The following is a 26027-nucleotide window of genomic DNA, read 5'->3' on the forward strand; positions in this document are numbered from 1 at the left end:
TGTTATTTAGAGGCCATGTTTTCTTTTTATAGCAGCTTGATTGGTTTGAAGAAAGCAAGGCCGTTCAAGATTGTATCTTGACCAATTACCACGGGATGTCATTAGAGAGCCTTATGAACGATTGTTGCAATCACGAAACGCCGCCTGATACAGAATCCAGCTGCCATGAAGATGCAGGTGGGGGGGCTGGGTTCTCTGAATCAGGGGCTTATATCTGCCCCATGTGTCCCTCTGTTTCTTCCGCCAAACCCGGGGCTTGTCCCCATTGCGGGATGGCCTTGGAACTGGCCTCACCGGTAGCGTCTGGGAAGACGGTCTATACCTGTCCTATGCATCCAGATGTGATTGAGGATGAACCGGGCGATTGTCCCAAATGTGGGATGGCACTGGAAGCGGTTGTCGGTGCTGTAGACGATGGCCCATCTGCGGAACAGGTGGATATGACCCGGCGATTCTGGGGATCGGTTGCTTTTACGCTACCGCTTTTGATTCTTGCGATGGGAGAGATGATGCCGGGGTGGCCCAAAGACGGATTGATGTCACCGAACATTGACCGTTGGGCCCAGTTTGCATTGGCGAGCCCGGTTTTATTATGGGGGGGTGCGCCCTTTTTTGTGCGCGGCTGGAATTCCATTGTGACGCGTCATCTCAACATGTTCACGCTGGTTGCGATGGGCACAGGGGTTGCCTTCACCTTTTCAACCGTTGCCGTGATTGCACCGGAAATTTTCCCTGTTTCTTTCCGGGGCCATGGTGGCGGCGTTGATGTTTATTTTGAAGCAGCTGCGGTCATTGTCACATTGGTTTTGCTGGGGCAAGTGCTGGAATTAAAGGCACGGGCGAGAACATCCCAGGCCATAAGTGCACTTTTGGACATGGCACCGGGGACGGCCCGGATCATTGGTGACGATGGCAGCGAAAAAGATATTCCCTTAGAGATGGTGACCATCGGGGATCATTTGCGGGTGCGCCCGGGAGAAAAAATTCCCGTTGATGGGATCATCATGGAAGGGGCCAGCGCCGTAGACGAATCCATGATGACTGGCGAGCCAATACCGGTGGAAAAATCATCGGGTGACCGGGTGACGGGAGCAACCCTGAACGGCAATGGCGGCTTTATCATGCGGGCCGAAAAAGTCGGCGCCGATACCTTGTTGGCACGGATCGTGGAAATGGTTGCCAATGCCCAGCGTTCCCGCGCACCGATCCAGCGTTTGGCCGATGTGGTCGCCGGTTGGTTTGTGCCGGTGGTTTTGGGAATTGCAGTGATCACCTTTATTGTTTGGGCTGTGTTTGGGCCGCCGCCCGCGCTTGCCTTTGGGGTTGTGAATGCGGTGGCAGTGTTAATTATCGCCTGTCCCTGTGCATTGGGTCTTGCGACCCCGATGTCCATCATGGTGGGCACCGGGCGCGGGGCACAGGCCGGGGTTTTGTTTCGTGATGCCGAAGCGTTGGAAATTATGGAACGTGTGGACACCCTGGTGGTGGACAAGACCGGGACCCTGACCGAAGGCAAGCCAAAATTGGTGATGGTTGAAGCTGTTCATGGGGCGGATCAGAACGCGTTGCTGACCCAAGTGGCATCATTAGAACGCGCCAGCGAACACCCATTGGCCGAAGCCATCGTTGCAGGTGCCATGGCCAAAGACCTTTCTTTAAGCCCCGTGAGCGACTTTAAAGCCGTGATTGGCAAAGGCGTGATCGGAACGGTGGACGGTGTTCAGGTCGGCTTTGGTAATGTTGCCTTGATGGCTGAGATCGGGGTTTTGGTCAGTGACGAAATAGTAGATCAAGCCAGTGCGCTACAAATTGAGGGCAACACGGTGATGTTTGCGGCATCGGGCAATGAAATGGCTGGTTTTTTGGCTGTGAATGATCCGATCAAGGCAACCACGCAGGAGGCATTATCGCTTTTGATGAAAGATGGTGTGGCCGTGGTCATGCTGACCGGAGACAACCCGGGCACGGCTAAAGCGGTTGCGGACACATTGGGAATAAAAGTTTTTCATGCCGATGTGTTGCCGGAAGAAAAGGGTGCCATCATCCAATCACTTCAAAATGACGGGCGAACCGTTGCCATGGCCGGTGATGGTGTCAATGATGCGCCAGCGCTGGCCCAAGCCCATGTTGGCATCGCCATGGGCACAGGCACGGATGTTGCTATGGAAAGTGCGGGGGTGACATTGGTAAAGGGTGATTTGCGGGGCATTGTTCGGGCAAGGCGGTTGTCGCGCGCCACCATGGGAAACATTCGCCAAAATTTGTTTTTTGCATTTGCCTATAACACGCTGGGCATTCCAGTAGCGGCAGGGGTGCTCTTCCCGTTTTTCGGGCTTGTGTTATCCCCAATGATTGCGGGTGCGGCAATGAGCCTCAGTTCAGTTTCTGTGATTGCCAATGCCCTTCGTCTTGGCAAAGTAAAGCTTTAGGGTTTAAGAACACTTTTTTAATAAGGAACAGGTTCACGTGGCCATACCACCCAAACAAAACCCACCAGATGATGACCTGGAATCCGATGAGGTTGAATCGGGCGAAGAGACCGAAGAGGAAACCCCTTGGTGGGCGGGCCCGCGTGTTTTTATATACGCAGCCATTGGTGTTTTGACCCTGATCATTGGGATAGCCGGGGGCATTGCCCTTTCTTACAAATTTAATCTTGGAAAAAAAGAATCTGTCGCTACTGCTGAACCAACAATATTGACCCCAAAACGCCAACATGATGCAGATGAAATGCGTCGGCTCAGGCGCAATTACCCACGTGTGAAAATTGGCCCGGGCATAGAAGGACCGCCGCCGTTGCCGTTGCCCGAAGATGAAGAAGGCGTAGTCCGCCTTAAGCCGTTGGCAAAGGCATTTGTTCGTCCAAAGCCAAAACCTGCATGGCAGCGGTATGCCGCCAAGTTTCATGTTATTCAGGGCCTGCCCCTGGTTGCTGTGGTTATTGATGATTTGGGTCTGAACGGAAAACGGACCGAACAGGCCATTGCGTTGCCCAATGCGGTAACGCTTTCTTTTCTTCCCTATGGCAAAAGTCTTCGTAATCTGACGGCTGTGGCGCGTGAACGGGGCCATGAAATATTGGTTCATGTTCCAATGGAACCCAGTAGCAAAACTCAAAACCCCGGGACGAACCCGCTGTTGGTCGGACTTGGGGATGATGAAATTCGAAAGCGCCTTGATTGGGCATTGTCACAATTTACCGGTTACATCGGCGTGAACAATCACATGGGCAGTCGATTCACATCGGATCGCCGTGCCATTTCGGTGGTGATGGATGAACTGAAACGACGCGAACTGATGTTTCTTGATTCACGCACATCGGGCAAAACCATCGCTGCAAAAGTTGCTGCGAAAATTAATTTGCCGGTTGTGTCGCGTCATATCTTTCTGGATGACGAACACAGCCCCGGTTATGAGAATGTGGTGAGCAATCTTCGGTTGCTGGAGGCCGTGGCCCGTCGTGAAGGATCGGCAATTGCGATTGGCCATCCCCACAGGGAAACGTTTCGAGCATTGGAAAAATGGGCCCCGGAATTGCGCGCTAGGGGCATTCAACTGGTGCCACTTTCAAAGATTCTTCTCAAGCGCCAGCTTGGCAAAAGTGCCAACCAAAAGTAATCAGCATTCCAGTTTTTTTTAACGGGATTTTTTTGTGTCGCGTGCCGTGTTGACGGCTTCTTCGGCTGCCCGGATCAGGGCGCGGGCCTTGTTACAGCTTTCCTGATATTCGGCTTCTGGGTCTGAATCTGCAACCACGCCGCCGCCAGCCTGAACATACATAACGTCGTCCTTCACCACAGCGGTTCGCAGTGCAATGCAATGGTCCATGGCGCCATTGGCGGCAAAATATCCAACGGAGCCTCCATAAATACCGCGCCTTGAACATTCCAGCTCATCAATGATTTCCATCGCGCGAACCTTTGGGGCACCGGAAACCGTCCCTGCGGGAAAACCGGCAATTAAAGAATCCAGACCGTCCAAGCCGTCCTTGATTTTACCTTCTACATTGGAAACGATGTGCATGACATGGGAATAGCGCTCAATGACCATCTGTTCGGTGACCGTCACGGTGCCGGTTTTGGCAACACGGCCAACATCGTTGCGGCCAAGATCAAGCAACATCAGGTGTTCTGATATTTCCTTGGGATCAGCCAGAAGGTCTTTTTCCAAATCCAGATCTTCGGCGCGGTCCGCACCCCGGGGCCGGGTGCCGGCAATGGGGCGAATGGTGACGGTATCATCGCGCAGGCGCACCAAAATTTCCGGGCTTGAGCCGACGACGGAAAAATCGTCAAAATTCAGAAAGAACAGGAATGGCGAAGGATTAAGCCGCCGCAAGGTGCGATACAAGGCAAAGGGCGGCAGATTAAAGGGCACCGCAAACCGTTGTGAGGGCACCATCTGGAAGATATCACCGGCAAGGATATATTCCTTCGCTGTTTCGACCATGTGGTGATAGCCCGCCTGGGTGGTATTGGAGACAGGTACAGGATCAGCAAGTGGCGTATCAAGCGCGCTTTCGAGCACTGCTGGATCAATGGCGCGATTGAGCGCTATCTGGATTTCTGAAAGTCTGGATTCAGCTGCATCAAAGGCGGCTTTCGCATTACCTTGATTGGGCCAGACGGGCGTGATCAGGGTGATGACATCTTCAACGTTATCAAAAACAGCCATGATGGTTGGGCGAAGAAACATGCCATCGGGAACCCCTAAAACATCGGGGTTATCGTCGGGCAGGCGTTCCATCAAGCGGACGGTGTCGTATCCCATATAGCCAAACAAGCCCGTTGCCATAGGCGGCAGAGAATCGGGGATGTCCATGGCACATTCGTCGATCAGGCCCTTGAGAGACTCCAGCGGTGGGGCATCAAGGGGAAAGAAATCTTCGCGGTCTTCAAGGGCGAAGCGGTTGATTTCACATCGATCACGGAAACAGCGCCAGATCAGATCGGGCTTTAACCCGATAAAGGAATAACGACCCCTGGCCGCTCCACCCTCTATCGATTCAAAAAGAAAACTCATGGGTTCTCCATGGGCAATCTTTAGAAAGGCTGATACGGGGGTTTCCATGTCGGCGATCAGCCGCGTCCACACCATTTGCGCTTTTCCGGCATCATACGTGCTTTTGAAAGCGCTAAAGTCAGGCATCATATCCATGGGATCAGGGCCGGTTTTGCAGACGTTCAGGGTAGGTTTTTATGGTGACGCGTTGTTTCAAGGCAGACACCAGCTGATCGAACAGGTCGGTTGCGATGCCCCTTTGAATTTCATCACGGGTCCGGTTTTCGGTCTCTGTTTTTTCTTTTGCATCCGGGTTGCGAATACCGGAAAGAACAGCAACCACGTATCCATTCGATGCCATGGCCATGGCAGGTTCACCTTTTTTGATGGTAAACAATTTCACCATTAATGCGCTGGGCAATCCACTTTCAGCATCGTGGGTCAGACGGGTGAATGGTTTTGATGTTGTGACCTTTGCCTTTTGGCCCCGGGCAAGGGCTTTTAGTTTTTTGCCATTTTTAAGGGCATCAAGAATCTTTTTTGCCCGTACCTCTGCTATTTTGGCCCGTTGTTGGGACTTCCAGGCAGCAATAACGTCCTTGCGAATTTTTTCAAGCGGGCTGATTGCGGGTGAGATGACCTTGTCGACATGAAGAATGTAAAACCCACCCCCTTCGGTTTCCGACAACGGGCTGTCATCGCCGCTTTGGGTTTGGAAAACCATGCGCAGAAAATCACCTGATTTAGGCAGGCCGGCAATGGGGGTGCCATTGGGGTCAAGGCCACTGGAATCAACGGCATTGATATTATGTGCTTTAACATTAAGCCGTGATGCGGCTTCGGAGATGGTGGCCCCACCGGCCAGGGAATCTTCCAGTTTGTTGGCCAAGGCAAAAATACCATCAATGGCTTCCCGTGTGGCCAAATCGGCTTTTAGGGCCTTGCGCACTTCTGAAAGTGGCTTGATGTGACCTTTTTGAACGTCCGCGACCTTTACAATATGCCAGCCAAGCGCTGTTTTAATCGGCGCACTGGTAGCCCCTTTGCTTAAGTCAAAAACCGGGTTTGCAAGTTCACTGAAAAGGTCTTTCTTTTCAATCCAGCCAAGATCAATCGCTTTGATGGTTTTGCCATTTTCCTTTGCAGATTTGGAAAATTTTCCACGCTTGCGGATATTGGCGGCGGCGGTTTTTGCAGCGGCTTCCGTGGTGAAAACAATTTGGCTAATTTTGCGCCGTGCGCGGGTGGTGAATTCTTCGATGCGTTCATCGTAACTTTGTTTAATGCGCGCTTGGGCAATCTGGACTTCATTGGCCAGCACTTTTGGGTCAAGATGAATGAAGCTGGCACCGCGGTATTCCGGTGCAGTGAACCGCGCGGGGTGGGCTTTATAAAACGCATTTATTTCCCCATTGGCGGGGGTTTTGATGGTGTCTGTTTTGGGCAACGGGACCAATATGGATTGTGCAGTGCGACGCTCTGACCGAAACCGGACCATGGGGGCAAGCAGGGCACGGGGCAGGGGGATGTTGCTGGCAATGGCCTGGGAAAGCTGTGAAGTTGCCAGGCCTTGCTTCAGGTTAGAAACGTAGCGTCCTTCTGACACACTGGCTTGGCGCAGGGCTTGCGCAAAAATGCTTCGGTCAAATTGATTTTGGCCGTTGTAAAAAGTCCGGTCCATTCGGATGGCGCGGTTGGCCATTTGGTCGGACACGACAATGCCAAGTTTATTTGCACCAAGGTTCACTGCGGCCTCGTCTACAAGACGGGTAATAACCTGTATGTTGATGCCCCGACGAAATGACTGATCCCGATCAAGTTGGCGGCCGAACAAAGGGCGAAGCCGGTTGATCTCTTCCCGGATGGCTTCCTCTGCTCTGGATTTGGGAATTTTAACATCAGCAATTTCTGCGACCGCTGGATCACGTTCACCCAGAAAGATGTCGTTGATTCCCCAAATGGCGAAGCTGAGTACCAAAAGGCCCAGCAGGATTTTAATGACCCAAGAACTGGCCCGTTCACGAAGTGCCTGAAGCATGTCTTAACAATGTCCGATAAGCCGTTGAAACCAAAAGCGCACCAGCCGGACCAGATGGGTGGTCGGATAGCTGGAATGTAAGGTCGGCATCATAGAAGCGGCTTATGGGGGCTGCAACACCGGAATTATTAAGGTGGGGGAGGCCTTTTCGAGCCGACAGGGGCATGATAAACCTCCCTATCGCTGTTTGCTTATATGAGGGGAAGAACACGTGACCGAAACTGAATTTGACACCGGGCCCAGGCCGTTAATTGCCGGAAACTGGAAGATGAATGCTGGCGGGGCCGATGGTGTGGCGCTGGCATCCGCCGTGGCCGCTGGAATCAAAGGGAAAACGCTGGGGTGTGACCTGCTTTTATGCCCCCCCGCCGTCATATTGTCTTTGGTGGCAGGTGCCGTTTCAGGGAGCGCCATTGGTGCCGGTGCGCAGGATTGTCACGCCAATGCATCGGGCGCCCATACGGGGGACCTTTCGGTTGGCATGTTGGCAGACGCCGGGGCCGGTTATATTATTGTCGGTCATTCAGAACGCCGAGCGGATCATGGTGAGGGCGATGATGTGGTTTGTGCCAAGGCAAAAGCCACCCAGGATGCCGGGTTAATTGCCGTTATTTGTATTGGTGAAACCGAGGCGGAACGCGATCAAGGCGACACCCTTTCTGTGCTTAGTCAACAAATAGCAGGTTCTGTGCCCAAAGGTGCAATGGCTGCCAACACAGTCATTGCCTATGAACCGGTTTGGGCCATCGGTACCGGGCGAACGCCATCGGTGGCCGAAGTGGTCGAGGCGCATGCCCATATTCGTGGCGAATTAAAAGGAAAAATTGGTCAAGAAAAAATGGTGCGACTGCTCTATGGGGGATCGGTTAAGCCTGAAAATGCACAAGAATTGTTATCGGTTGCCAATGTGAATGGGGCGTTGGTGGGCGGTGCCAGCCTGAATGCAGGGAATTTTATTGCCATTGCCGAGGCAATAAATAGCTAATTTAGGGCCAATAGCCTGATTTTAGGTGTTTGATTAGGGCCATATGTCGGGTTTTGTGCATTTAACCTTTTAATCATCATCCGAAAGCCGTATGTTCTGGCCGAATTTCGACCCTGTTTCGCTCGGCATTTGCAACCATTGGGGCACCATGACAACCATTATTCTTACCATTCATCTGTTTTTGGCCATTGCAATGGTTGTGTGCATTCTTTTGCAGCGCTCTGAAGGCGGTGCGTTGGGCATTGGTGGCTCATCGGGCGGCGGCGGTGCTGGCGGCGGCATGATGTCGAGCCGTGCTCAGGCAAATCTTTTGACCCGGGCAACGGCGGTCCTTGCTGCATCGTTCATGGCAACGTCTTTGATCCTTGCCATTATGTCGGGCCACAGCCGCAAACCGAGCTCGGTTCTTGATCAAGGCCCCTTGGCGCAACCCGGTGCTCCTGTAAAACCCGGAGCCCCTGTCGTGCCTGCAAAGCCTGGCGCGCCTCTCGGGCGCTAGGGCAAACTGCAGATGCAGGGTTTAGGGGCGACAATGAACAAGTCGCCCTTTCTTTTTTAGGGTCTGTTTTATTTCGTTTACAGAGTTTGTGATTTTGGCAACAAATTTATTTTCAAAAGCACTTAAATTTTAAATGGGTTGGCGTGAAGCAATGCTGTATTCTTGCAAGCCATGACGCGGTTTATCTTTATCACTGGCGGTGTGGTTTCTTCTCTTGGCAAGGGACTCGCATCCGCAGCCTTGGGAGCACTTCTCCAGGCCAGAGGCTACAAAGTACGCCTGCGTAAGCTCGACCCCTATCTCAACGTTGATCCCGGCACCATGTCGCCCACCCAGCACGGCGAAGTTTTCGTGACCGATGATGGTGCCGAAACCGATCTGGACCTTGGCCATTATGAACGGTTTACCGGTGTTTCCGCGCTTCAAGCTGACAATGTCACCACGGGGCGCATTTATTCAACGGTGATTTCACGGGAACGCCATGGCGATTATCTGGGCGCGACGGTTCAGGTGATTCCCCATGTTACCGATGCCATCCAGGAATTTATCGCCGCCGATTGTGGGGATGCGGACTTCTTGTTGTGTGAAATTGGTGGCACGGTCGGCGATATCGAAGGGCTGCCCTTCCTTGAAGCCATTCGACAATTTCGCAATCAAGTCGGTGCTGATCGCGCCATGTATGTGCACCTGACCTTGTTGCCCTATATTCCGACAGCGGGCGAGCTGAAGACCAAACCGACCCAGCATTCGGTGAAAGAGCTGTTATCGGTTGGCATTCAGCCAGATGTTTTGTTGTGTCGGTCTGATCGGCCCATCCCACCGGAAGAACGGCGTAAAATTGCCCAGTTCTGTAACGTGCGTCCCGATGCGGTGGTAGAGGCGTTGGATGTGGACACCATTTATCAGGTGCCTGTCAGCTATCATGAACAGGGGTTTGATCATGTTGTGTTGCGGCATTTCGGGATGGAAGAAGCCAGCGAACCTGACCTTGGGCGTTGGTTGAGCATTATTGATCGTATCCGAAAGCCAGAAGGTGAGGTGCGGATCGCGGTTGTTGGCAAATACACCAATCTTTTGGATGCCTATAAGTCTCTGGCTGAGGCGTTGACCCACGGTGGCATTGCCAACAAGGTCAAGGTCAAGTTGGAATGGATTGAATCAGAAATCTTCGAAGAAGACGGGACCCTGGAAAAGCTGGAAGGGGTTCATGGCATTTTGGTGCCCGGTGGTTTTGGTGAACGCGGTGCAGAAGGCAAAGTAGCCGCAGCGAAGTTTGCCCGGGAACATAATGTGCCCTATTTCGGAATTTGCTTTGGCATGCAGATGGCGGTGATCGAAGTGGCCCGTTCATTGGCGGGAATCAAAGGTGCGGGGTCAACCGAATTTGGCGAAACGGCAGAACCTCTGGTGGGGTTGATGACCGAATGGAACAAGGGTGAAACAGTAGAGAAGCGTTCTGCGGTTGATAACCTGGGGGGCACCATGCGTCTTGGGGCCTATGACTGCAACGTCATGTCCAACAGCAAGGTGGGTTCTATCTATAAGCAAGAACACATTCAGGAACGCCATCGTCACCGCTATGAGGTCAATATTAATTATCGCGACCAGCTGGAAGCAGCAGGGTTGCTCTTTTCTGGTTTGTCGCCCGATGGGGTGCTTCCTGAAATTGTCGAATTGAAGGATCATCCGTGGTTTATCGGTGTACAGTTCCATCCGGAATTAAAATCGAGACCGTTTGAGCCCCATCCGTTGTTTGCGTCCTTTATCGAGGCGGCGGTGCTTCAATCGCGTCTGGTCTAGGCAGGTTTATGGCTCAGAATGCACAAAATCATGTTGGTGTCGGCGATGTCGTCTTTGGAAATGATCTGCCATTTGTGCTGATTGCGGGGCCTTGTGCCATCGAATCGATGGATCACGCCATGGAAATGGCAGGTGCGCTTTCAGAATTGACCAAACGGTTGGGCATCGGCTTTGTTTACAAGTCATCCTTCGATAAGGCCAATCGGACATCCCACACCAGTGACCGGGGCATTGGGCTGGATGCGGCGTTGCCGATTTTGGCTGAGGTGCGCAATCGTTTCGGGTGCCCGGTTTTGACCGATGTTCATGAACCGGACCAGTGCGCTGTGGTGGCTGAGGCCGTGGATGTTTTGCAAATCCCTGCTTTTTTAAGCCGCCAGACCGATTTATTGGTGGCGGCAGCCGCGACGGGGTGTGCGGTCAACGTGAAAAAAGGCCAGTTTTTGGCCCCGTGGGATATGAAAAACGTTGCCGCCAAATTGGCCGATGCGGGCAATGACAAGGTCATGCTGTGCGAACGGGGTGCCAGTTTTGGGTACAACACGTTGGTATCCGATATGCGTTCCCTGCCGATCATGGCAGAAACCGGCTGTCCGATTATTTTTGATGCTACCCATTCGGTGCAACAACCCGGCGGTCAGGGAACGACGTCGGGCGGCGACCGGCGGTTTGTGCCGGTTTTGGCCCGTGCTGCCATTGCTGTGGGCGTTGCCGGTGTGTTTATGGAAACCCATGAAAACCCGGACACTGCCCCATCCGATGGCCCAAACATGGTGCCTTTGTCGGATATGCCTGATTTGATCGAAAATTTGATGGAAATCGATGCCATAACGAAGCGGCATTGAACAAACCGTAATCCGGAGCCTTAAGTGAATGACTGAAATTGCTGAAATTTATGCGCGTGAAATTCTCGATTCCCGGGGCAATCCCACGGTAGAGGTCGATGTTGTTCTTGGCACCGGGGCGCTGGGGCGTGCGGCAGTCCCTTCCGGGGCATCCACAGGCGCTCACGAAGCAGTGGAACTGCGTGATAATGACAAAACCCGCTATGGCGGCAAAGGTGTGCAAAAGGCAGTAGAGGCCGTAAACGGTGAAATTTTCGATGCCTTATGTGGCATGGATGCCGAAGACCAGTTGGCCATTGATTCGGCCATGATTGAGCTGGATGGCACGCCGAATAAATCCCGTCTGGGGGCCAATGCCATTCTTGGTATTTCTCTGGCCACAGCAAAGGCAGCCGCAGAAGAGGCGGAACTACCATTTTATGCCTATGTGGGTGGGGTTCATGCCCGCACGTTGCCGGTGCCGATGATGAACATCATCAATGGTGGCGAACATGCCGACAATCCTATCGATATTCAGGAATTCATGATCATGCCCGTAGGGGCGACGACCATGGCGGATGCGGTGCGTTGGGGATCGGAAATTTTCCACGCCTTGGCGTCACAGCTTAAAAAGGCCGGCCATTCCACAAGCGTTGGGGATGAAGGGGGCTTTGCCCCGGGACTTGCCAGTGCCGATGAAGCCCTTGAGTTCATTATGACCGCAATCGGTTCAGCAGGGTTCAAGGCAGGCGATGAAGTCTTGCTGGCTCTGGATGCGGCATCCACGGAATTTTACAAAGACGGCAAATATGTTCTGGCGGGCGAGGGTAAGACCTTTGATTCTGCAGGCATGGTTGATTATCTGGCAGATCTTGCAAAGCGCTATCCCATTTGTTCCATCGAAGACGGCATGGCCGAAGATGATTGGGATGGTTGGGCACAATTGACCAAAAAAATCGGCGATAGCTGTCAATTGGTGGGCGATGATTTGTTCGTGACCAATCCCATCCGGCTGAAACGCGGCATTGATGATGGCATTGCCAATGCCATTTTGGTCAAGGTCAACCAGATCGGTACCTTGTCTGAAACGCTGGAAGCCGTAGAAATGGCACATAAGGCTGGGTACCGGGCCGTGATGTCCCATCGTTCAGGGGAAACAGAGGATTCAACCATTGCTGATCTGGCCGTGGCCACCAATTGCGGGCAGATCAAGACCGGGTCGCTGTCGCGTTCTGACCGGCTTGCCAAATATAATCAGCTAATCCGAATTGAAGAAGAATTAGAACCGGTTGGCCGCTATGCCGGGCGCAATGCGCTTAAGTCACTCAAATAAGACTCTTTTTTGCTGTTGGTTGGCACCTGACTCTGATTCCTAAACCTAAGATTTTCTGATAACCTACAGATTCAGTTGATTTTTTTGTTGACGCGGTGGAATCGGGTGTGATTCCCTAACGCCATGACGTTTCTAGGTGAAATAAAAACCCGCGCCCGACATATTGTCGGCCCTGTTTTGGCAGCAACCCTGTTTGCCTATTTTTCCTATCATGCGGTCCAGGGGGACCGTGGCCTGATTGCCTGGCTGAATTTGGTTCAGCAAGTCCAGGATTCTCAACTGGAATTTGATAAATTATCGGCAAAACGCCAGGTTTTGTTGCGCCGTGTTCGGTTGCTTCAATCCAACAGCCTTGATCGGGATCTTTTGGATGAGCGCACCCGGGCAATTCTGGGGTATGCGCATCCCGATGACATCATCATTTTATCCGATGATTTGACATCCCTTCCGGCCAATTTGTACCGCCACCGCGTTGTCCATCATGGTGCCACGGCTGCTTTGAACCCGATCACAGGGCGCAAATCGAAACCCGCAGGGTTTTCCGTCTTTATTCCCGAAGCAAAGGCTTCAACCTTGTCGCCATCGACTCCGGCCCCGGTCCAGTCCATAAAGCCAAGCCGGATTTCATTCGTTTACTGATTTTATCTTCATTTCAGGGCCATATCAGAAAAAGTTGTAGGCACGTTTTGTGCCTTTTTTACGTCTAATCCAGATTTGTAAATGCGGTATGGCTTTTTGTGTCTTAAATTTGGGGCGCGCTTTTCGAATCTTGCTTGCCCAGCACCATAACAGTAGTTTATTTCTACAATTAACTATAATCAAGTTAATTATCTCTATCCCATTGAATTCTAATGATATTTTATTCTTCTTGTTATCACTACATTAGGTGTAGGGTTTGTCCCGGTCGCGACCCGCTGATTTGGCGAATGGCTCGCGCCCTGTAAATCCAGTGAGCAAACCAGTGAAACGATTAAGGCAGATAACATCATGGTCCGCGCCGCTTCTAAATCATCTGGCAAGAAAAAGCCCAAAGCCCCTAAAAAGCCCAAAGCCAGCAAAGCATCTGCTGGCGCTGCAAAAGTGAAAACCAAATCTCCTGCACGCAAATCCAGTGCAGGGAAGGTTGAAATGCTGGCATTTTATGAACGCATGCTTTTGATCCGTCGCTTTGAGGAAAAGGCAGGCCAGCTTTATGGCCAAGGGCTGATTGCAGGCTTCTGTCATCTTTATATTGGTCAAGAGGCCGTGGTGGTTGGCATGCAGGCTAACCTTAAGTCAGATGATTCGGTGATAACCACCTATCGTGATCACGGTCATATGTTGGCGTGTGGCATGGAACCCAAAGGGGTGATGGCAGAATTAACCGGCAGACAAGGCGGTTATTCTCGCGGCAAGGGTGGCTCCATGCACATGTTTTCAAAGGAAAAGAATTTCTATGGCGGCCACGGTATTGTTGGCGCTGGCGTTCCCATCGGCACTGGCCTTGCCTTTGCCAACCGGTATCGGGGCAATGATGCGGTGTCGCTGACCTATTATGGGGATGGTGCATCCAATCAGGGACAAGTCTGGGAAAGTTATAATATGGCAGCCCTTTGGAAGTTGCCGGTTATCTTCATTGTTGAAAACAACCAATACGGCATGGGCACCTCTGTTGCCCGCGCCTCAGCCAGCCCGGATTTTTATCGCCGAGGGGAGCCTTTTGGTATCCCCGGCCGCAAGGTTGATGGCATGGATGTTTTGGCGGTCCAAGAAGCCGGTGCCGTGGCCGTGGCCCATTGCCGCGCAGGAAAGGGGCCGTATATTTTGCAGATGGAAACCTATCGCTATGGTGGCCATTCCATGTCGGACCCTGCACGCTACCGGACACGGGAAGAAGTACAAAAAATGCGCGAAGAAAGAGACCCGATTGATCACTTGTCAGACCTTATGTTTGCCCAAAAACTGGTGAAGGCGGACGACCTCAAAAAAATTGATGCGAAGGTTAAAAAGATGGTCACTGAAGCTGCTGATTTTGCCATTGCAGATACTGAACCGGCGCCTGAAGAACTCTACACTGACGTTCTGGCGGAGGTTTAATCGATGTCTAGTCAAATTTTGATGCCCGCCTTATCGCCGACAATGACGGAAGGCAAAATTTCCAAATGGCTTAAGAAAGAAGGGGATGCCGTGCGCCCCGGTGACCTTCTTGCCGAGATCGAAACCGATAAGGCCGCAATGGAAGTCGAAGCATCGGAAGAGGGCATCATTGCCCAGATTCTGATAGCAGAAGGCACCGAACATGTTGCCGTCAACACACCCATTGCCGTTTTAGCCGAAGAAGGCGAAGACGTGGCCCGGGTTGATGCGACAGAAGCAAAACCGGCAGAAGCAGCAGAAGCGACGGAAGCCACAGATGCTGAAGCCGCACCCGCTGCACCCGCCGCCGCACCAGCGTCTGTTGTCGCACCTGCGGCACCGATCGTGTTGCCGCCATCTGATGTCGACCCTGCTTTCTATGCAAACACCACCAACATTACCGTGCGCGAAGCATTGCGCGATGCCATGGCCGAAGAAATGCGCCGCGATGATGCCGTGTTTTTGATGGGCGAAGAAGTTGCCGAATATCAAGGTGCCTATAAAGTCAGCCAGGGATTGCTGGATGAATTCGGGCCTTTGCGCGTGGTCGATACGCCGATCACCGAACAAGGCTTTACTGGTCTAGGTGTTGGTTCTGCATTTGCCGGCTTGAAGCCGATTGTTGAATTCATGACCTTTAACTTTTCCATGCAGGCAATGGATCAGATCATTAATTCAGCCGCCAAAACCCGTTACATGTCTGGTGGCCAGATGGATTGTTCCATGGTGTTTCGCGGTGCCAATGGGTCCGCATCCCGCGTTGGTGCGCAGCATTCGCAATGTTTTGCCAGTTGGTTCTCCCATATTCCTGGCGTCAAGGTTTTGTCACCGTTTTCTGCCGATGATGCGAAGGGGCTTTTAAAGGCAGCCATCCGCGATCCCAATCCGGTTATTTTTCTTGAAAATGAAATCCTATATGGCCGCACCGATGATGTTCCGGTCGACCCTGATTTTGTGGTGCCCATTGGCAAGGCGCGGGTGGTTCGTGAAGGCAGTGATGTCACCATTGTTACCTTCTCGCGCATGGTGCAGTTCTCATTAGAGGCCGCCGCGCAACTTTCCGCAGAAGGCATAGAGGCCGAAGTGATCGATCTTCGTTCTTTGCGCCCACTGGATACGGAAACCATTGCCAAATCCATCGCCAAGACCAACCGGGTTGTGGCCGTTGAAGAAGGCTGGCCTTATGCCGGCATCGGTTCTGAAATTGCTGCGCGCGTTATGGAAACGGCCTTTGATGATCTGGATGCGCCACTGTATCGGGTTTGCGCCGCAGATGTGCCGCTGCCTTATGCCGCAAACCTGGAGGCATTGGCCCTTCCCGGTATCGAAGAAGTGATTGCCGGTGTGCGCGCAGTCATGTACCGGGATTAAGGGGAAAAATCATGGCCATTATCATAAACATGCCCGCACTTTCACCCACCATGACAGAGGGTAAAATTGCAAAATGGATCAAGAAGGAAGGCGATAGCGTTCGCCCGGGTGATGTGATTGCGGAAATCGAAACCGATAAGGCGGCGATGGAAGTCGAAGCATCCGATGAAGGCACGTTGGCCAAAATTATTGTGGCCGAAGGCACCGAACATGTTGCGGTCAGAACCGTCATCGCCGTGTTGGCAGAAGAAGGTGATGATGCCAAAGCCATTGAGGCCGCGGTTAAGAATGCCGCCGCTGCCCCTGTTGCAGCCCCTGCAGCCCCTGCAGCCCCTGCACCTGTGGCCGCAGCACCTGTTGCACAGGCCGCACCCGCACCAGTTGCGGCTCCAAAACCAAAACCTGTCGCACCCGCACCAAAACCGGTTGCAACGGGAGGGCGTGTGATTGCGTCCCCGCTTGCGCGCAGGATGGCCCGTGAAGCAGGCATTGATCTGGCACGCATTTCTGGCACCGGGCCCCATGGGCGCATCATCCGCGTTGATGTGGAAAATGCGCCAGCCGGTGGTGGCTCTGGCGGCATTTTTGCAGGTTCCGGACAAGCGTTCCCGCCAGCCGTTGCGCGCACAGAACCGTTAAACCAGATGCGCAAAATTATCGCCGAACGGTTGACCTTGTCGAAACAGACGGTCCCCCATTTTTATGCCAGCGTCGATTGCGACATTGATGCGCTTTTGGCATTGCGCAAAGAAATCAACGATAGCGATGAAGGCATTCGCGTTTCGGTCAATGATTTTGTGATACGCGCCGTTGCACTGGCGCTGATCAAAGTGCCAGCAGCCAATGCATCCTGGGGGGATGATGGCATGAATTATTATTCAGCCGCCGATATCTCTGTTGCGGTTTCGACCGATGGCGGATTGATTACCCCCATTGTTAAATCAGCAAACAAAAAAGGCATTGCTGCCATTTCCGGTGAGGTTAAAGATCTTGCGGGCCGCGCCAGAGATGGCAAATTGCTGCCCGAAGAATTCATGGGCGGCACCTTTACCATTTCCAATATGGGTATGTATGGCATTCGTGATTTTTGCGCCATCATCAACCCGCCACAAGCCTGCATTCTGGCCGTTGGTGCCGGGGAAGAACGGGTTGTGGCAAAGGACGGCGAAATTGGCACGGCAACCCTGATGACCTGCACTTTGTCTTGTGATCACCGTGCCGTTGATGGCGCGGTTGGCGCAGAATTTCTTGGCGCGTTCAAAGAATTTATTGAACATCCCATACGCCTGATTCTCTAACCTGAGGAGCCCCCAGTGGCGGAAACTTCATTTGATCTAATCGTTATCGGTGGTGGCCCCGGCGGCTATGTTGCGGCTATCCGGGCTGCCCAATTGGGCCAATCGGTGTGCGTGGTAGAACGTGAACACATGGGCGGCATCTGTCTCAATTGGGGCTGTATTCCCACCAAGGCCTTGTTGCGCACGGCCGAAGTTGCACATCTGGTTGATCGTGCCGGAGAATTTGGCATCAAGGCAAAGTTCTCAGGCGTTGATCTTGAAAAAGTTGTGGCGCGTTCACGCGGCGTTGCCAATCGTTTGTCCAAAGGCATTTCCAGCTTGATGAAAAAGAACAAGATTGCTGTGTTCGATGGCACGGCGCGCCTTGACGGTCTGGCCGCAGGTGGTTTGCGCAAGGTGGCGGTTGAAGTCGCTAAAGAAAATGATGACGCAATAAATTTGACCGCCAAAAACGTTATTTTGGCCACCGGTGCGCGGGCACGGACCCTGCCGGGGTTAGAGCCTGATGGCAAAACCGTGGTGACGTATAAAGAAGCCATGGTGCCTAAAACCATGCCAAAGAAATTGTTGGTTATCGGGTCTGGTGCCATCGGCATTGAATTTGCCAGTTTCTACAATGATCTGGGTGCAGACGTGACGGTGGTTGAAGTCATGGACCGTGTCTTGCCCGTAGAAGATTCTGACATTTCTGCCATGGCCGAAAAATCGTTCAAGAAACAGGGCATGACCATCCTGACCAGTACAACGGTCAAGGCCTTGAAAGTGACCAAGGGTAAAGCCACGGCAACCTTTGAAGCCAAAGGTGAGAAATCGGTCAAAGCAACCTTCGACCGGGTTATTTTGGCCGTTGGGATTACCGGCAATGTCGAAAACCTGGGCCTTGAGAAAACCCGCGCGCGGATTGAAAAAGGCCATATTGCAATTGATAAATGGGGCGCCACCGCAGAACCCGGGGTCTATGCCATCGGTGATGTGGCAGGCCCGCCGTGGTTGGCCCATAAAGCCAGCCACGAAGGGGTGGCCTGCGTTGAACATATTGCAAACTATGAAGACGCCCATCCGCTGGATACCAGCAACATTCCGGGCTGCACGTATTGTCGGCCACAGGTTGCCAGCGTTGGCCTGACCGAAGCTGCTGCCCGTGATCAGGGCTTTGAGGTCAAGGTCGGGCGTTTCCCGTTTATGGGCAATGGCAAGGCCATCGCCTTGGGTGAAACCGACGGCATGATCAAGACCGTGTTTGATGCGAAAACCGGGGCCTTGCTGGGCGCGCATATGATCGGGGCTGAGGTAACGGAACTGATTCAGGGCTTTGCACTGGCGCGGACGTTGGAAACCACCGAAGCGGAATTAATGCGCACGGTCTTCCCCCATCCGACGCTTTCTGAAATGATGCACGAATCGGTTCTTGATGCGCATGGCCGCGTCATCCATATGTAAGGTTTCCGGGAAACCATGTCTGACAAAATTCAAAATCTGAAAGAAAACACGCTGCGCAAGCCAAAGCCTGACTGGATCAGGGTGAAGGCACCCACGTCGCCGGAATATAATGAAACCCGCAAACTTATGCGCAAGCTGTCGTTGAATACGGTGTGCGAAGAAGCGGCGTGCCCCAATATCGGGCAATGCTGGGCCAAGGGTCACGCCACGGTGATGATCCTGGGCGACACCTGCACACGGGCCTGTGCGTTTTGTAATGTCAAAACCGGCAAGCCCAATGTTGTGGACGCCGGTGAGCCCAATCATGTGGCAGAGGCCGTTGGCGAATTAGGCCTGTCTCATGTGGTGATCACGTCGGTTGATCGCGATGATTTAGACGATGGCGGGGCCGATCAATTCGTGAAATGCATCACCGCCATTCGCGCTTCTTCGCCCAAGACAACGATTGAGGTTTTAACGCCAGATTTTCTGCGCAAACCCGGTGCCATTGAGGCCGTGGTGGCAGCGAAGCCCGATGTGTTTAATCACAATCTTGAAACGGTGCCCAGGCTCTATGCCCCAATCCGGCCGGGTGCGCGGTATTTCCATTCCCTGAAATTGTTGGACCGGGTCAAGGAACTGGATGCATCGATGTTTACCAAATCGGGCATCATGGTTGGCTTTGGCGAAGAAAAACAGGAAGTCCATCAGGTGATGGATGACCTGCGGAGTGCCAATGTGGATTTCCTGACCATCGGCCAATACCTGCAGCCGACCCCGCGCCATGTTGCGGTGGAACGCTTTGTTACCCCCGATGAATTCAGCGATTATGAAAAAATTGCCAATGGAAAAGGGTTCTCTTTGGTTTCAAGCTCACCCCTGACGCGGTCGAGCTATTTTGCCGGTGATGATTTCACCCGGTTGCGGGCTGCCCGTGAAGCAAAGCTCGCGGGTTCCAAGGGCAGTTAATATGCCCCGTCACGCGGAAAAACGCGTCCTTTCCCAAACGCCCAAACAACTTTTTGATCTTGTTTCTGATATTGAACGCTACCCCGATTTTTTGCCGTGGTGCATTGCGGCCCGCATTACATCGAAAGAGGGCAGCGTGATTTGCGCCGACCTGGTGGTGGGGTTTTCTGCATTCCGGGAAAAGTTCAGCTCTCGGGTGACCCTCGATGATGGATCAAATGATACGTCGCCTCGGATAGACGTGGATTATCTGGAAGGCCCCATGCGCCATATGCAAAACCATTGGGTGTTTCAAACCCATGAACAAGGTACGGAAATCGACTTCATGGTGGATTTTGAATTCAAGTCCAAGATAATGGAAACGATGATGGGCAAATTCTTTTCAGAAGCAGCACAGCGCATGGTTGGCGCTTTTGAGACCCGCGCCAACGATCTTTATGGTACAAGCGCCCCAGAAAATGATCCTGACAACAATTCATAACGGTTACTTCCCATGGATTCCCCAATATTTGGCATGGCCGATGTTAACGGCTGGATAATGCTCGGCCTGTCCACGGCGTCGTTCTTTACGGCCTTTGTTGGCGTTGTTGCGGGCACCGCAGGCGGGCTGATTTTGCTGGGCATCATGGCGTTGATTTTCCCACCAGCCGTCTTGATTCCGGTTCATACGGTTGTTCAGTTGGGCGTTGGGGTCGGGCGCGCGATCATGATGTGGCGCTATGTGTTGAAAGACACCATGTTGCCCTTTTTGATCGGGGCGATTGTTGGCGCGACCGCCGGGGCACAGCTTTTTGTCGCTCTGCCAACGGTCGCTTTACAGGGCATATTGGGCATTTTTATCCTGATTGTGACCTGGGTGCCCATCGTTGGCACCATGGGCAAGGAAAAATCCCGTTTTGGTTTTCTGGGCTTTGGCGCAACCTTTTTGGGCATGTTTGTGTCCGCCACAGGCACTTTGATCGCGCCGTTTGTTGCCCATGCCAGCCCGGATCGGCGCAATCACGCGGCAACGGTGGCGGCCCTGATGATCTTGGTCCATAGCACCAAGGTCGTGGCCTTTGGCGCGCTTGGGGTGGCGGTCGGCAGCTATATCCCCTTGATGGCCGCCATGATTGTGACCGCGAATATGGGCAATTGGGTCGGGCGGATCACCCTTGATCATATGGGGGAGCGCAGCTTTCGGCTTTTGTTTCAGGTTTTGATGACAGGATTGGCCTTGCGCCTGATCTGGATCGCGGCTGAACGTGGCGGCTATCTTCCCGGCTGGGCTACAAATTTCTAGTAAACCACGACAGACCGGATTGAGGTGCCATCGTGCATCAAATCAAAGCCCTTATTGATGTCATCCAGCGCCAGAGTATGGGTGATCATGGAATCAATTTCGATCTTGCCATCCATATAAAGATCAACAATGCCCGGCACATCACTGCGCCCGCTCGCGCCACCAAAGGCCGTGCCACGCCATGACCGGCCGGTGACCAGCTGGAAGGGGCGGGTGGCTATTTCCTGACCTGAGCCGGCAACGCCGATGATGATCGATTCACCCCAACCCTTGTGACAGCATTCAAGGGCGATGCGCATGGTGTTTGTGTTGCCAATGCATTCAAAGCTGTAATCAGCCCCGCCGCCGGTCAATTCAACCAGATGCTCGACCAGGTCGCCTTTGATAGTGGTGGGATTGACGAAATCGGTCATGCCGAATTTTTCACCCCAGGCTTTTTTGGCATCGTTGGTGTCAACGCCGACAATCTTGTTGGCCCCAACCATGCGTAGGCCCTGAATGACGTTAAGCCCGATACCGCCCAGACCAAACACAACGCAGTTTGAGCCTTTTTCCACCTTGGCTGTGTTGGTCACGGCGCCGATGCCCGTGGTCACGCCGCAGCCGATGTAGCAAATCTTGTCAAAGGGGGCGTCTTTGCGCACCTTGGCCAGCGCGATTTCAGGCACGACCGTGAAATTGGAAAAGGTCGATGTGCCCATATAATGGTGCAGCGGTTTGCCTTTATAGGAAAACCGCGATGAACCATCGGGCATCATGCCCTGGCCCTGGGTGGTGCGGATGGCCTGACACAGATTGGTTTTTGGGTTCAGGCAGTACTCGCACTCGCCGCATTGTGGGGTGTAAAGCGGGATAACGTGATCCCCCTCAGCAAGGCTGGCGACACCTTTGCCGGTCTCAACCACAACACCGGCCCCTTCATGGCCAAGAATGGCTGGAAACAAGCCTTCGGGATCGTTGCCCGACAGGGTGAAGGCATCGGTGTGGCAAATCCCCGTTGCCTTGATTTCCACCAAAACCTCACCGGCCCTTGGGCCATCCAGATCAACCTCGACAATTTCAAGTGGCGTTCCGGATTGAAAGGCGACAGCAGCGCGGGTTTTCATGGATGAATGCCCCTTAGCCCCAGGCGATTTTGGCAAGGATCAATGATGCCAGCGCCCCATTGGCAGCAATGGCGGTCCAGAGCGAGCCAGAACGGGCATACAAAATGGCCAACACAGCACCATGGATGATGCCATAGGCCATATAGATGGGAATGGCTGGGTTGAAATAGGTCAGCCCGTAAATAAGCGCCGAAAACCCAACAGCACCTTCAAAGCCCAAGAGCCGGCCCAGATAATTGAACAAAATTCCCCGGAAATAGATCTCAAGGGGAATGGGCAGGATAAAGCCCATCACAGCGATCAAGAGGAATACGCCCATCGGCGTGGTCATGCTGTCTGCGTAATTGGCCCGGGTGTTTTCAATGATGCCAAAGCCCAAAAGGGCATCCATGCGTTCACCGACAAAAAACAGCGCGGCCGCTGTGGCAACCCCGATTAAAATCCATCGGGCATCGGGGCGGATCAGGCCGACCACGCCCCAAACCATTGGTGTTCGGACCCCAACAACATAAGCCGTGGCACCAATAACGGAGCCTGTGGCCAAAAACGTAACCCACAGCATCCGATCCCCAAGCGCGCGTCCAGGGGTGAAAATGGTTGGATCAAGTTGCACCAGAATAACGCCAGCGATGACAAAGATCAGCACCGAGAACAGGGTGATGCCTATAACGTTACGCAAAGTGATCTGGTAGTAGGGGTTTTCAATATTCATAAGGGGTTTTCAATATTCATAAGGGGTTTTCTCAGGGTTGGTTTTTGACCGGCGGAGTTTCTGCCTGTTCCAGAAGAAGCGCAAGGGCGGTTTCAACGGTTTGTTCCCGTACACTTTGGCGATCACCTTTAAAGACGCGGCGGATATGCAAGGTGCCTCGTCCCGTTGCAGCTGCTGCGATGTGAACTAGGCCAACCGGTTTATCATCGGTGCCACCACCCGGCCCGGCGATGCCAGTTGTGGAAACGGCCAAATCGGCATTTGCCGCCATAAGTGCGCCCTCAGCCATGGCCCTGGCAACTGCTTCGCTGACCGCACCGACATCATCCATAAGCTGGATAGGGACTCCTAATATGGCGGATTTGGCACTGTTGGCATAGGTGATGAATCCGCCTTCGAATACATCCGATGCACCGGGGACTTCGGTGATGGCCCCACCGATCAGGCCACCAGTACATGATTCGGCACAACTAATGCGCAATCCGCGGCTGGCGGCGTGCATAATCAGGGCATTTGCTAGTTCAAGTGATTTGTCAGAAAAGTACATTACCACCCTATGATATAAGCAAATAAATTGAAATACAGATGCCCGCATAAAGGGCAGCACCCACATCATCCAGCATCACCCCAAGGGCGCCTTCGAATTTGTTTTCAAGCCAGTTTACAGGCCATGGCTTCATGATATCGAAGATACGAAACAGGATAAACCCAAGTCCGAATGCGATGATATCGGGGCCTTGGGGCAAAACGGCTGGAACCAGCGACAGCATCACCCCGGCAACTTCATCGATCACAATAGAGCCCGGGTCTTTTTCCCGGGCATGTTCCAGATATTTTTGGCAACTCCAAAGCCCCAATAGAAAGGCCGCAATACCGGCACCAATCAAGGCATAAGCCCCGAATTTATCAGCAATCACCCAGGCCAGCGGCAATGCCGCCAGCGATCCCCAGGTGCCCGGTGCCTTTGGCAACAAACCGCAGCCAAACCACGTGCTGATCAGCGCTGCCGGGTCCCAGAAAGAAAGCCCATTGGGCAAGGTTTGGGATTGGTCGTTCATGGCTTTGGCTTTGGAATAGCAATGGTGGCTATGGCCTGAGCGGCGATGCCCTGGCCTTCACCGACGGTGCCCAACCGTTCGGTGGTGGTGGCTTTGATGCTGATGCGTTTGGGATCAAGGCCAATGATTTCAGCGATTTTTTCTGACATTTTGGCCCCCCAGGGGGCAATTTTTGGGGCTTCGCAGATGATGGTGATGTCTGCGTTGATGATGGTCCCGCCACGAATGGTGACAATTTCCGATGCGCGTTTCAGGAAAATAGATGAATCCGCATCTTTCCAGCGTGGGTCTGATGGGGGGAAATGGGCCCCAATGTCGCCGCCCCCCACAGCACCCAGCAGGGCATCGGTCAGGGCATGAAGGGCAACGTCGGCATCAGAATGGCCGGAAAGGGATTTATCGAAGGGCACATCAATGCCACACAGCCGAACCGGGCCTGGCTTGTCTGGATCAAAGGCATGGACATCAAACCCTGATCCATGGCGGGTTTCTCCCATGCCGGCCAGTAAATGTTCGGCGCGGGCCAGATCTTCGGCCGTGGTAATTTTAAAATTATCATCCGTGCCTGCAACGATTGAGACCTCGATACCCGCAGCGGCGGCGACGCCGGCATCATCGGTAAAGGTGCTGCTGGTCGATGCTGCCGTTTGATGGGCGGCTAATATTTTGTCAAAAGCAAACCCTTGGGGCGTTTGGGCGCGATACAGGCCTTCGCGGTCCACATGTTTCCCCGTAATGACGCCATTGTTGGCCTGTTTCAGGCTATCGTTGATGGCCATTGCGGGGATTGCCCCATGGGCATGGGTGGTTTCCAGTGCATCCAGCACCCGGCCAATGGTGGCAGAATCAACCAATGGCCTTGCCCCATCATGAATGAGAACCGTGTCAAACCCGGAATCCTTGATGCTTTCAAGCCCCAAACGAACGGAATCTTGCCGGGTGGCCCCGCCGATCACCGGTTCCAGAAGGTCTTTTTCTCCCGAAACCAAATCAAAGATGGCCTTATCGTAAAGATCACGATCATCGGCGTGAATCACCACCCTGACGGCGGTAATGCGGGGATGGGACTGAAAAGCAGCGATCGATTGGGCCAGCACCGTCATTGTGCCCAGCCTCATATACTGTTTGGCAGGATCATCAACGCGGCCAGCCATTCTTTTGCCACGTCCTGCGGCGACAATAAGCGCAATGGAGTCAGTCATGGGTGCTCATAAGATAAAATTGAAGGCTTTTCATGCGCTTGGAGGGTATCCGTCCATTTGCTTTCTGCCAAGGGGGAAGAACGCAAGAACCTTGCAGCCAAACCTTGGGTGATGTACTCCGAAAGCTATGAATATGGTTGTTTTTAATATTGCGGCCCTGGTGGCCCTGATCCCCATGGCCTTATTGGGCTTTTTGTGCAAGCCGGGCGCAGACACCGATGTCCGTGATTTGGGGTTCTGGACGGTGGTGCTGGTGGGGATAGCCGGCACATACGCCTGGGTTTGGAGCATTTTTGGCCTTGGCTGGCAAACCGGTCTGGCACCCACCCTTTGGGTCACAATCGCCGGTGCGCTGAGCTTTTTTGCGATGATTTCGATGGCGAGTGCCACCTGTGCAAGGCTGTTGCCTCTGTTTGGCAGCTACCTCATCTGTCTTGGGGTGCTGGCAACCATTTGGGGCCTGACAGGCCATGAACTTTCAAGGGGGCTTTCCCCGGCAACGCCCGCAGTGCCGGCAGCATGGCTTAATCTACATATCGGCATTTCTGTGGCGACCTATGCGCTGGTCACGTTGGCGGCAACGGCGGCGTTTGCGGTTTATATGCAGGAACGTGCCTTAAAGGCCAGAAAACCAACCTTTTTGACAGCCGTGCTGCCTTCCGCTGCGGATGGCGAACGGTTGCAGCGGCGGTTGCTTTGGATTTCGGCGATGGTGCTGGGGCTTGGCCTGGTCACGGGCATGGTCACGGAATACATGGAAAATGGGGTAGTTCTTGTGTTTAACCACAAGATTCTGTTTTCCGTGTTGGCGTTTGCCGTCATTGTCGGGCTTTTATTGGTGAGCAGGATCATGGGCCTGGCAGGTCAGCGGGCCGCACGCTATTTGTTGCTGGCATATCTGTTTTTGACCCTTGGCTATCCCGGTGTGAAGCTGGTGAGCGACATTATTCTGGGGTGATTTACCCCGGTCTTGGGCCCGATTGTTGGCCGGTATTTCCTTGTGACTGTCCAAATT

General features: G+C 53.2%; 23 protein-coding genes. 16 read left to right on the forward strand and 7 right to left on the reverse strand.

Features of this window, described 5'->3' with window-relative positions:
• The first annotated feature begins 95 nt into the window (after window positions 1-95).
• Both HOJ08_08735 and HOJ08_08740 read left to right on the forward strand, forming a co-directional pair.
• On the forward strand, window positions 96-2429 hold the full coding sequence (locus tag HOJ08_08735; protein ID MBT5673518.1) for a copper-translocating P-type ATPase: 2334 nt from the start codon (window positions 96-98) through the stop codon (window positions 2427-2429).
• A 37-nt stretch (window positions 2430-2466) separates the two neighbouring features.
• Entirely contained in the window at window positions 2467-3618 is a 1152-nt protein-coding gene (locus HOJ08_08740) for a divergent polysaccharide deacetylase family protein (protein ID MBT5673519.1), read from the forward strand.
• 18 nt (window positions 3619-3636) lie between these two features.
• Here HOJ08_08740 and HOJ08_08745 read toward each other — a convergent pair whose 3' ends face one another.
• Window positions 3637-5157: an anthranilate synthase component I gene (locus HOJ08_08745; GenBank protein MBT5673520.1), complete on the reverse strand. Its 1521-nt coding sequence runs from the start codon at window positions 5155-5157 to the stop codon at window positions 3637-3639.
• Window positions 5158-5161: 4 nt separating this feature from the next.
• A complete protein-coding gene (locus HOJ08_08750) occupies window positions 5162-7039 on the reverse strand; it encodes a hypothetical protein (protein MBT5673521.1) in 1878 nt (625 codons plus the stop codon).
• A gap of 268 nt (window positions 7040-7307) precedes the next feature.
• Between HOJ08_08750 and HOJ08_08755 the strand changes: the two genes are divergently transcribed.
• The 13 genes from HOJ08_08755 to HOJ08_08815 all read left to right on the forward strand — a co-directional run bounded on the left by HOJ08_08755 (window position 7308) and on the right by HOJ08_08815 (window position 20934).
• Window positions 7308-8024 (forward strand): triose-phosphate isomerase, encoded by a 717-nt coding sequence (locus tag HOJ08_08755; protein MBT5673522.1) that lies wholly within the window; start codon window positions 7308-7310, stop codon window positions 8022-8024.
• Window positions 8025-8172: 148 nt separating this feature from the next.
• Window positions 8173-8523: a preprotein translocase subunit SecG gene (secG, locus tag HOJ08_08760; protein ID MBT5673523.1), complete on the forward strand. Its 351-nt coding sequence runs from the start codon at window positions 8173-8175 to the stop codon at window positions 8521-8523.
• A 171-nt stretch (window positions 8524-8694) separates the two neighbouring features.
• Window positions 8695-10323, forward strand: a complete 1629-nt coding sequence (locus HOJ08_08765) for a CTP synthase (protein MBT5673524.1) — start codon at window positions 8695-8697, stop codon at window positions 10321-10323.
• Between the two features lie 8 nt (window positions 10324-10331).
• On the forward strand, window positions 10332-11168 hold the full coding sequence (gene kdsA / locus HOJ08_08770; GenBank protein MBT5673525.1) for a 3-deoxy-8-phosphooctulonate synthase: 837 nt from the start codon (window positions 10332-10334) through the stop codon (window positions 11166-11168).
• Between the two features lie 28 nt (window positions 11169-11196).
• Window positions 11197-12480, forward strand: coding sequence for a phosphopyruvate hydratase (eno, locus tag HOJ08_08775; GenBank protein ID MBT5673526.1), 1284 nt, complete (start codon window positions 11197-11199; stop codon window positions 12478-12480).
• Between the two features lie 123 nt (window positions 12481-12603).
• The gene (locus HOJ08_08780; GenBank protein ID MBT5673527.1) at window positions 12604-13119 is read left to right on the forward strand and encodes a septum formation initiator family protein; all 516 of its coding nucleotides are present in this window, start codon (window positions 12604-12606) and stop codon (window positions 13117-13119) included.
• A gap of 441 nt (window positions 13120-13560) precedes the next feature.
• The gene (gene pdhA / locus HOJ08_08785; protein ID MBT5673528.1) at window positions 13561-14556 is read left to right on the forward strand and encodes a pyruvate dehydrogenase (acetyl-transferring) E1 component subunit alpha; all 996 of its coding nucleotides are present in this window, start codon (window positions 13561-13563) and stop codon (window positions 14554-14556) included.
• A 3-nt stretch (window positions 14557-14559) separates the two neighbouring features.
• Complete coding sequence (locus HOJ08_08790; protein MBT5673529.1) at window positions 14560-15966, forward strand: pyruvate dehydrogenase complex E1 component subunit beta; 1407 nt, start codon at window positions 14560-14562, stop codon at window positions 15964-15966.
• A gap of 11 nt (window positions 15967-15977) precedes the next feature.
• Complete coding sequence (locus HOJ08_08795) at window positions 15978-17264, forward strand: pyruvate dehydrogenase complex dihydrolipoamide acetyltransferase (GenBank protein ID MBT5673530.1); 1287 nt, start codon at window positions 15978-15980, stop codon at window positions 17262-17264.
• Between the two features lie 15 nt (window positions 17265-17279).
• Entirely contained in the window at window positions 17280-18704 is a 1425-nt protein-coding gene (gene lpdA, locus HOJ08_08800; GenBank protein MBT5673531.1) for a dihydrolipoyl dehydrogenase, read from the forward strand.
• 15 nt (window positions 18705-18719) lie between these two features.
• On the forward strand, window positions 18720-19652 hold the full coding sequence (gene lipA, locus HOJ08_08805; GenBank protein MBT5673532.1) for a lipoyl synthase: 933 nt from the start codon (window positions 18720-18722) through the stop codon (window positions 19650-19652).
• A gap of 1 nt (window position 19653) precedes the next feature.
• Window positions 19654-20133 (forward strand): type II toxin-antitoxin system RatA family toxin, encoded by a 480-nt coding sequence (locus HOJ08_08810; GenBank protein ID MBT5673533.1) that lies wholly within the window; start codon window positions 19654-19656, stop codon window positions 20131-20133.
• 12 nt (window positions 20134-20145) lie between these two features.
• Entirely contained in the window at window positions 20146-20934 is a 789-nt protein-coding gene (locus tag HOJ08_08815; GenBank protein MBT5673534.1) for a sulfite exporter TauE/SafE family protein, read from the forward strand.
• Here the strand turns inward: HOJ08_08815 and HOJ08_08820 are convergent.
• Genes HOJ08_08820 through HOJ08_08840 form a run of 5 tightly spaced genes read right to left on the reverse strand, consistent with a single transcriptional unit; the run spans window position 20931 to window position 25012 of the window.
• Window positions 20931-22040, reverse strand: a complete 1110-nt coding sequence (locus HOJ08_08820; protein ID MBT5673535.1) for an S-(hydroxymethyl)glutathione dehydrogenase/class III alcohol dehydrogenase — start codon at window positions 22038-22040, stop codon at window positions 20931-20933. The two genes, HOJ08_08815 and HOJ08_08820, sit on opposite strands and share 4 nt — an antisense overlap.
• A 13-nt stretch (window positions 22041-22053) precedes the next feature.
• Window positions 22054-22752: a CPBP family intramembrane metalloprotease gene (locus HOJ08_08825; GenBank protein ID MBT5673536.1), complete on the reverse strand. Its 699-nt coding sequence runs from the start codon at window positions 22750-22752 to the stop codon at window positions 22054-22056.
• A 31-nt stretch (window positions 22753-22783) separates the two neighbouring features.
• Complete coding sequence (locus HOJ08_08830; protein MBT5673537.1) at window positions 22784-23299, reverse strand: CinA family protein; 516 nt, start codon at window positions 23297-23299, stop codon at window positions 22784-22786.
• 7 nt (window positions 23300-23306) lie between these two features.
• Window positions 23307-23810 carry a phosphatidylglycerophosphatase A gene (locus HOJ08_08835; GenBank protein ID MBT5673538.1) on the reverse strand — a complete coding sequence of 168 codons (504 nt, stop codon included), beginning with the start codon at window positions 23808-23810 and terminating at the stop codon, window positions 23307-23309.
• The gene (locus HOJ08_08840; protein ID MBT5673539.1) at window positions 23807-25012 is read right to left on the reverse strand and encodes a bifunctional 2-C-methyl-D-erythritol 4-phosphate cytidylyltransferase/2-C-methyl-D-erythritol 2,4-cyclodiphosphate synthase; all 1206 of its coding nucleotides are present in this window, start codon (window positions 25010-25012) and stop codon (window positions 23807-23809) included. Before HOJ08_08840 ends, HOJ08_08835 begins: the two co-directional genes overlap by 4 nt.
• A gap of 127 nt (window positions 25013-25139) precedes the next feature.
• On the opposite strand from HOJ08_08840, the gene ccsA reads away from it, so the two are divergent.
• Window positions 25140-25970 (forward strand): cytochrome c biogenesis protein CcsA, encoded by an 831-nt coding sequence (gene ccsA, locus HOJ08_08845; protein ID MBT5673540.1) that lies wholly within the window; start codon window positions 25140-25142, stop codon window positions 25968-25970.
• Window positions 25971-26027 lie beyond the last annotated feature (57 nt).

Source organism: Rhodospirillales bacterium, from assembly GCA_018666775.1.
Classification (GTDB): Bacteria; Pseudomonadota; Alphaproteobacteria; order SMXQ01; family SMXQ01; genus JABIXC01.

Coding starts and splice junctions, on each gene's coding strand:
- HOJ08_08820 (MBT5673535.1), bottom strand. CDS start 22,040: ATGAAAACCCGCGCTGCTGTCGCCTTTCAATCCGGAACGCCACTTGAA.
- HOJ08_08750 (MBT5673521.1), bottom strand. CDS start 7,039: ATGCTTCAGGCACTTCGTGAACGGGCCAGTTCTTGGGTCATTAAAATC.
- HOJ08_08825 (MBT5673536.1), bottom strand. CDS start 22,752: ATGAATATTGAAAACCCCTACTACCAGATCACTTTGCGTAACGTTATA.
- HOJ08_08790 (MBT5673529.1), top strand. CDS start 14,560: ATGTCTAGTCAAATTTTGATGCCCGCCTTATCGCCGACAATGACGGAA.
- HOJ08_08810 (MBT5673533.1), top strand. CDS start 19,654: ATGCCCCGTCACGCGGAAAAACGCGTCCTTTCCCAAACGCCCAAACAA.
- eno (MBT5673526.1), top strand. CDS start 11,197: ATGACTGAAATTGCTGAAATTTATGCGCGTGAAATTCTCGATTCCCGG.
- secG (MBT5673523.1), top strand. CDS start 8,173: ATGACAACCATTATTCTTACCATTCATCTGTTTTTGGCCATTGCAATG.
- HOJ08_08835 (MBT5673538.1), bottom strand. CDS start 23,810: ATGAACGACCAATCCCAAACCTTGCCCAATGGGCTTTCTTTCTGGGAC.
- HOJ08_08745 (MBT5673520.1), bottom strand. CDS start 5,157: ATGGATATGATGCCTGACTTTAGCGCTTTCAAAAGCACGTATGATGCC.
- HOJ08_08780 (MBT5673527.1), top strand. CDS start 12,604: ATGACGTTTCTAGGTGAAATAAAAACCCGCGCCCGACATATTGTCGGC.
- HOJ08_08830 (MBT5673537.1), bottom strand. CDS start 23,299: ATGTACTTTTCTGACAAATCACTTGAACTAGCAAATGCCCTGATTATG.
- HOJ08_08735 (MBT5673518.1), top strand. CDS start 96: ATGTCATTAGAGAGCCTTATGAACGATTGTTGCAATCACGAAACGCCG.
- HOJ08_08815 (MBT5673534.1), top strand. CDS start 20,146: ATGGATTCCCCAATATTTGGCATGGCCGATGTTAACGGCTGGATAATG.
- HOJ08_08755 (MBT5673522.1), top strand. CDS start 7,308: ATGAATGCTGGCGGGGCCGATGGTGTGGCGCTGGCATCCGCCGTGGCC.
- ccsA (MBT5673540.1), top strand. CDS start 25,140: ATGAATATGGTTGTTTTTAATATTGCGGCCCTGGTGGCCCTGATCCCC.
- HOJ08_08840 (MBT5673539.1), bottom strand. CDS start 25,012: ATGACTGACTCCATTGCGCTTATTGTCGCCGCAGGACGTGGCAAAAGA.
- HOJ08_08765 (MBT5673524.1), top strand. CDS start 8,695: ATGACGCGGTTTATCTTTATCACTGGCGGTGTGGTTTCTTCTCTTGGC.
- HOJ08_08795 (MBT5673530.1), top strand. CDS start 15,978: ATGGCCATTATCATAAACATGCCCGCACTTTCACCCACCATGACAGAG.
- kdsA (MBT5673525.1), top strand. CDS start 10,332: ATGGCTCAGAATGCACAAAATCATGTTGGTGTCGGCGATGTCGTCTTT.
- lipA (MBT5673532.1), top strand. CDS start 18,720: ATGTCTGACAAAATTCAAAATCTGAAAGAAAACACGCTGCGCAAGCCA.